Below are 5,911 nucleotides of genomic sequence, written 5' to 3'. Positions count from 1 at the left end.
CAAGGCCCGGGATCACTGTTGCTCAATTCCGGAGTGGCTCCGAAGCGCGGGCTGCGACCTGCGGCAACGCGGGGGCTGTTGCGACCCTCCTGACCGGTCTCTGCTGCTCGGCCGAATTGAGCAACAGAGTCGTGCCCCGCGTGCTCGCCGCGCTGCGCCCGAAGATGCTGAAGCTCGCCGCCACCCGGGCCCAGGGCGTTCACCCGTACTTCGTCACACCCGAACACACCCGCCGGGCCCGCGCAACGCTCGGCCCCGACCCGCTGCTCGCCCCCGAGCAGGCCGTGGTGGTCGACACCGACCCCGACCGGGCGCGCGCCACCGCCCGCGCCTACTCGGCCGTCTACCTGCGCCTGCCCAACTACCTCAACAGCCTGCTCGAACTGGGCTTCACGGACGCCGACTTCGACGACGGAGGCAGGGACAGACTCATCGACGCGGTGGTGCCCTGGGGCACCCCGGAGACGCTGGCCGAGCGCATCCGGGAGCACTACCAGGCCGGTGCCGACCATGTCGCCGTGCAGCCCATCGCCGACACCCTGCAGCAGCAACTGCGAGACCTGCGTCTCCTCGCCCCCGCCCTGATGCCCAGCTGAAGCCGCCGAGCAGCCGCCCATCGGAGTGGTGCCCGCACCCTCATGATTCGAGCGTATGTTCGACTGAATCGAGCGTTGCGCAACACCGGCTCTGACCAGCACGTTTGCGCCGATCTGCGACCACGGCCAGCAAGATCGGCGGGCGACTCCAGCGCCATGGCCGGGGTCCCGTTGCCGGCTGGCCGACCTGCTGCGCACGCTGGAGGGAAGCGATAGGCCCACCGGGCCAGGAGGCGAGGTTCGTGATGAGCAGGCTCGAAGAGCAGATCGACATCGACGCGCCCGCGCGGAAGGTCTGGGACCGGCTGCACGACGTCGAGTCCTATCCCGCGTTCATGGACGGCGTCCAGAGCGCCCATGCGCACGGCAGCAACCGCGCCCATCTCGACGTCCAGACCAAGAGCGCGCAGCAAGAGTTCGAGGCCGTCCTCTCCGATCGCGACAACGACCAGGTCATCGCCTGGCGGACGGAGGGCAGCCCGGCACTGAAGGGCGACCTCACGGTGCGATCACTGGACCAGGACCACAGCCAGGTGCAGATCCGGATGGAGTACGAGCCGGACGCCATCCACGACGCCTTCGGCGGCCCGCGAGGAATGGCCCAGATCCACCGGATCGAGAACACGGTCCGAGGCGACCTCGAGCAGCTCAAGAACCTGGTGGAGGCGGAAAGGTAACTCCTGACGTCGTGATCCACGCCGCCCGGTGTGGGCGGCGTGGAGCAGGTGAGGCCGCAGCGGAGCGGGGTGAGCCGCTGATCGGCCGGATGGCGATCGACCTGGAGTGCGGGGTGGTGATCAGCCTGAGGGCGGCAGCTGGCCGCCGGCCCTCCGCCCGCAGTTCCTCGCCTGCGGCGGGGCGGACTGGTAGGCGACGCCGGCAATCTCGCCATCGCGCTGGATGCCCTGCTGGCCGAGCACAGCGTGACCCGCGCCGCCGCACGTCTGCACACCTCGCCCGCCGCCATGAGCCGCACCCTCGCCCGTCTGCGCCGCATCCTCCAGGACCCCCTCCTGGTCCGGGCCGGACAGGCCATGGTTCCCACCCCACGCGCCCAGGCCCTGCGTGAGGAGGCGGCCGCAGTGGTGCGCAGCCTCGGAGCGCTGCTCAGCCCCGGCGCGAGCGTCGACCCCGCCAGCCTCCGCAGCACCTTCACCCTCCAAGCCGCCGACCTGGTCGGCGCGGCACTGGCCTCGGGACTGCTGCAGCTGGCCCAGCGGGAGGCGCCGGGGGTCTCGTTCCGGATCCGGGCCGAAGAACTGGAAGCCGGCCCCGCCCTGCGCGACGGCCGGGTCGACCTGGAGATCGGATCCATCGACCACGTGGACCCCGAAACCCAGATCGAAGAACTGGTCAGCCTCCGCATGGTGGCGGCCGTCCGGCCCGGCCATCCGCTCACCGAAGGGCCGCTGACCCCAGCCCGGCTCGCCGCCGCCCAACACGTCGCGGTCAGCCGCCGCGGCCGGTTCACCGGCCCCCTCGACACCGCCCTGGCCGAGCAGAACCTCCACCGGCGGGTCGGCATCGTCCTCCCCAGCCACCTGGCCGCCATGACCCTTGCCGCCCGCAGCGACATCGTCTGTCTCGTACCCGCCGCACCCCCCGGCGCCGCACCCTCGCCCCTGACCGACGACGCCAGCGCCCTCGGACTGCAGCTCCTCGACATCCCCCTGGCACTGCCACCACTGACCATCGGCATGGCCTGGCACCCCCGGCACACAGCCGACGGAGCCCACCGCTGGCTCCGCGACGCCGTCCGCCGGATTCTCCGCGCACCGACAGCAGCTTCTGAGATCGCCGTGGCGGACGCGATCGACCCCGAGTAGTACGAGACCGCCCGGCCCGTGCGGATGCATGTCCGTTGACGCTGGTGGGTGTGACCGGTGGGGAACTCACCGACGAACAGTGGAATTTGATTGGGCCCTATCTGCCGACCGGGAGGTTCGGGCGGTACCCGGAGCGGCTTCGGGATCAGTTCGAGGGGTGATCTGGCGGTTCCGGTCCAGTGCCCAGTGGCGGGAGACGCCCCATGAGTTCGGACCCGGGTCGACCGGCAAACCACGGGAACGGAACAAGATGTGGGTCGAGGAGCGGCTGGCCGTCTCCGAATCGCCGTGCCGGGCCCGCTCCTCGTGTACGGTCCGGGCCACGATCTCCCTGGCCCGCCGCGGCCGCGTTCACGCGGGAGCCGTGGGATCTCAGGGCTCCCGCGTGAACGACTGTGCGTGGCGTCAACGTGCGAACTTCTCGATGGCCGCTGGAGTGACGGGGGTGAAGAAGTTGACGAGGTTGCCGTCGGGGTCACGGAACAGCAGCGACCGGTTGCCCCAGGGCATCGTGGTGGGCTCGCTGACGAAGTCGGTGACGAAGCCGGTCAGGTTCTGGTGAACGCGGTCCACGTCGTCGACGAGGAACTCGGTGATCACGCTGTGGTTGTCCGCCGGGCGGGCGGAGCCCGGGGCGAACAGCGGGACGGTGCGGGTGCTGGCGATCGCGAGGGTTGCGCCCGCGGTCCTGAGTTCGGCGAAGTCCTCGGTGGCCCACGTCGCCCGAGCCCCCGTGGCTCGCTCGTAGAACGCGACGAGACGCGCCACGTCGCTGGTGATGATGCGGATCGAGACGAAGTCCATGGGATCTCCTTGGCTCTGCTGAAGGCGTGCACTCCGCAGGCTAGGAGAAATAGTGGACAGATTCGGTCCTGTATTTGCGTTAGATTGTGCACATGCCTCGACCCACTGGCCGCGTGCTGACACTCCTGGAGCTGCTGCAGTCGGGCGGCACCCGGACCGTGGCCGAACTCGCCGACCGGCTCGGCGTCGAAGGGCGCACCGTGCGGCGGTATGTGGACCAGCTGATCGACCTCGACGTGCCAGTGGAATCGGTGCGCGGCCGCTACGGCGGTTACCGGCTCGCCCCCGGGTACCGCTTGCCTCCGCTCATGCTCAGCGACGACGAGGCGCTGGCCGTGCTGCTCGGCCTGGTCGCCGGCCGCCGAGCAGGGTTGACGACGTCGCAGCGCTCGGCGAACGAGACGGCATCGGCGAAGATCCGGCGGGTGCTGCCCAAGCGCATCGCGCGTCGGCTCGACACGCTCCTGGAGGATCTCGCCTTCACGGACCAGCCCGGCGAGTTCGACACCCCGGACGCTGGGATCCTGCTCACCGTCGCCGACGCGGTGCGCCACCGCCGACCGGTCTCGATCCGCTACACCGACCGTGACGGACGGCGCAGCGAACGCACGCTGCACGCGTACGGGATCGTCACCCATGCGGGCCGGTGGTACGTCACGGGCAGGGACGCCGAGATCCGCGAGGACCGAACCTTCCGACTCGATCGCATCGCGGACGCGAGGACCCTGCCCGGCTCATTCGAAGCGCCCGCGGGTCCCGGTCCGGCACAGCGCGTGTTGTCGGGCTTCGCCACGGCCGGGTACCAGCACGAGGTGACCTTGCGGATCCACGCGACAGTCGAGCAGATCCGCGCCCGCCTTCCCGCCAGCGTCGCGAGCCTGGAGGAGCACGAGCCCACGGCAGGCCGGGACCGGGCGGCCGAGCGCTGGCTGCGCGTCGAGCTACGGGCGGAGCGGCTCGACTGGTTGCCCCCGGTACTCGCCTCGCTCGACCGGCCGTTCGTCATCGAGCGCCCCGACGAACTGCGCGACCTCGTCGTCGCGCTCGCCGATCGCTTCGCGTCCTACGCCCGCCAAGCCTGACAGCGGGGAACGCATGTCATGAGATGCGTCCGCCCTGCACGCTCGGCGGTCAGCTCACGCATGGCGTGGGAGACGTGGGTGTTGAGCCGGTCCCGGACCAGCACGATCGGCGCCCTCTCGAGCTGATGGGTGCCGTCGATCATCGCGATCATCCGCACCGTCTCCCGGCGCCGGCGTCCCGCAGCGGTCAGCCCGCCGTGGTCAGGCTCGCTTGCCGACGCGCTCCGGCAGCTTGGTGAACAGGCGCCTGGCGTTGGTGTGACCGATCTTGATTCGGTCGTTGTCGCTGATGGCGGCGCTGTCGAGCCAGTCGGAGGCCTCCCGCATGGATTCGTAGGGGTAGTCGCTGGAGTACAGCACGCGGTCGGAGCCCATCTCGGCCATGGTCGCGTTGAGCGTCTGGGTGTGGAAGTTGTCGCTGGTCGTGACGTAGAAATTGTTGAGCAGGTAGTGGGTCAGCGGCTTCTCGTACTTGATCAGGTCGCCCATCCTGGCCGCGCGGTGGTCGATGCGCCAGATGTTGAACGGCAGGGTCTCGCCCAGGTGGCCGAGGATGATCGTGAGCTTGGGGAAGCGGTCGAACAGGCCACTGGTCCAGGCACAGCGTGTGGGTGGCGGTTTCGACGGTGAAGGTCCACACGGCGCCGAACAGTTCCGGGTGACCCTCGTAGATGCCCTGGTTGCCCGGCAGCGGGTCGCGCGGGTGCAGGTAGGCCGGCACGCCGAGTGCCTCGAGGCGCTCCCAGAACGGCAGGTAGCGCTCGTGGTCGTAGTACCAGCCGGTGTTGGCGTCGTTGATGTTGGTGAAGCCGTTGAGCATCGCACCGTGGAACCCGAGTTCGTTCACACAGCGCTCCAGCTCGGTCGCGGCCACGGCCGGGTCCTGCCGGCGTGGCAGGGGTGGTCGGCCACGGTATCGGCCGGTTCTGTTCGGAGTGGCGATCAGACGCCGTGCTTGACAACGGCGTTCTGCTGTCCGGCGTCCACCCACGCCCTGGTCACGGCGGGCCGTCGGTCGGCGAGGGCGCCGAGGATCCGCTTCCCGCCGTCCCAACCCGGGCTGGCGGCGGGAGCGTTCGGTGAGGCCTCCACGGCCCGCCGGTCGCACCGCACGACGCCGACAACGGATGACCGGGTGCCCCCGTGACGCCTACGCGTCTCACCGGCGGCTGTGGGAGCAGCGTGTGAGGGTGGGCAGTGAGCCGCTTCCGCATCCGGCCGCACCCCTGGGGACGGCCCGGCGAGGCTCCCACGGGATGCCGCCACGGCGGCATCCCCGCCTGTGGCGGCCGGACTCTTCGCGACGGCCCGTGCTCATCCCCCTGCGGAGGAACCCATGCGGGACAAGATCGCCATCGAGGAGCACTTCGCCACGGACGACCCCGACACCGTCTGCCAGTCCGAGGAGTACTTCGCCACGAACAAGTGGCCCGAGGCCCGGCCGCAACTGCTGGACCTCAACGACATACGGCTGAAGAAGATGGACGCCACTGAGGCTTGCAGATGGAGGTGACAGATAGTCAGTTCGGCTCTATGTATGGGAGGTGAGGTATCCCGATGGGGGTGGCCTGACCGCGCGGGAGCGTGCTCAGCGTGAGCGGGT

General features: G+C 69.9%; 7 protein-coding genes and 3 pseudogenes. 6 read left to right on the top strand and 4 right to left on the bottom strand.

The features are described 5' to 3' along the window. Window positions 1-131: 131 nt before the first annotated feature. From ACZ38L_RS38095 to ACZ38L_RS38080, 4 genes and pseudogenes are all read left to right on the top strand, one after another. Window positions 132-596: an LLM class flavin-dependent oxidoreductase gene (locus tag ACZ38L_RS38095; protein ID WP_465702479.1), complete on the top strand. Its 465-nt coding sequence runs from the start codon at window positions 132-134 to the stop codon at window positions 594-596. A gap of 245 nt (window positions 597-841) precedes the next feature. Next, window positions 842-1,273, top strand: coding sequence for an SRPBCC family protein (locus tag ACZ38L_RS38090; protein ID WP_465702477.1), 432 nt, complete (start codon window positions 842-844; stop codon window positions 1,271-1,273). 171 nt (window positions 1,274-1,444) lie between these two features. After that, window positions 1,445-2,422 (top strand): LysR family transcriptional regulator, encoded by a 978-nt coding sequence (locus tag ACZ38L_RS38085; protein WP_465702483.1) that lies wholly within the window; start codon window positions 1,445-1,447, stop codon window positions 2,420-2,422. A gap of 50 nt (window positions 2,423-2,472) precedes the next feature. Next, window positions 2,473-2,648, top strand: a pseudogene (locus ACZ38L_RS38080) (transposase); the annotation flags it as partial. 179 nt (window positions 2,649-2,827) lie between these two features. Here the strand turns inward: ACZ38L_RS38080 and ACZ38L_RS38075 are convergent. Beyond that, complete coding sequence (locus ACZ38L_RS38075) at window positions 2,828-3,226, bottom strand: VOC family protein (protein WP_465702475.1); 399 nt, start codon at window positions 3,224-3,226, stop codon at window positions 2,828-2,830. 92 nt (window positions 3,227-3,318) lie between these two features. Between ACZ38L_RS38075 and ACZ38L_RS38070 the strand changes: the two genes are divergently transcribed. Then, the gene (locus ACZ38L_RS38070; RefSeq protein WP_465702473.1) at window positions 3,319-4,308 is read left to right on the top strand and encodes a helix-turn-helix transcriptional regulator; all 990 of its coding nucleotides are present in this window, start codon (window positions 3,319-3,321) and stop codon (window positions 4,306-4,308) included. Between the two features lie 26 nt (window positions 4,309-4,334). On the opposite strand, the pseudogene ACZ38L_RS38065 reads toward ACZ38L_RS38070, so the two are convergent. From ACZ38L_RS38065 to ACZ38L_RS38055, 3 genes and pseudogenes are all read right to left on the bottom strand, one after another. Beyond that, window positions 4,335-4,457: pseudogene (locus tag ACZ38L_RS38065) on the bottom strand (IS630 family transposase); the annotation flags it as partial. Window positions 4,458-4,509: 52 nt separating this feature from the next. Further along, window positions 4,510-4,893 carry an amidohydrolase family protein gene (locus tag ACZ38L_RS38060; RefSeq protein ID WP_465702481.1) on the bottom strand — a complete coding sequence of 128 codons (384 nt, stop codon included), beginning with the start codon at window positions 4,891-4,893 and terminating at the stop codon, window positions 4,510-4,512. 91 nt (window positions 4,894-4,984) lie between these two features. After that, window positions 4,985-5,299 (bottom strand): annotated as a pseudogene (locus tag ACZ38L_RS38055) (amidohydrolase family protein); the annotation flags it as partial. Between the two features lie 345 nt (window positions 5,300-5,644). Here ACZ38L_RS38055 and ACZ38L_RS38050 point away from each other — a divergent pair. Then, window positions 5,645-5,821: a hypothetical protein gene (locus ACZ38L_RS38050; RefSeq protein ID WP_465702471.1), complete on the top strand. Its 177-nt coding sequence runs from the start codon at window positions 5,645-5,647 to the stop codon at window positions 5,819-5,821. Window positions 5,822-5,911 lie beyond the last annotated feature (90 nt).

It is taken from the genome of Kitasatospora sp. NPDC024654 (assembly GCF_055559155.1).
Note: the sequence above shows the minus strand (reverse complement) of the source record. Positions and strands in the feature narration are given on the sequence as shown.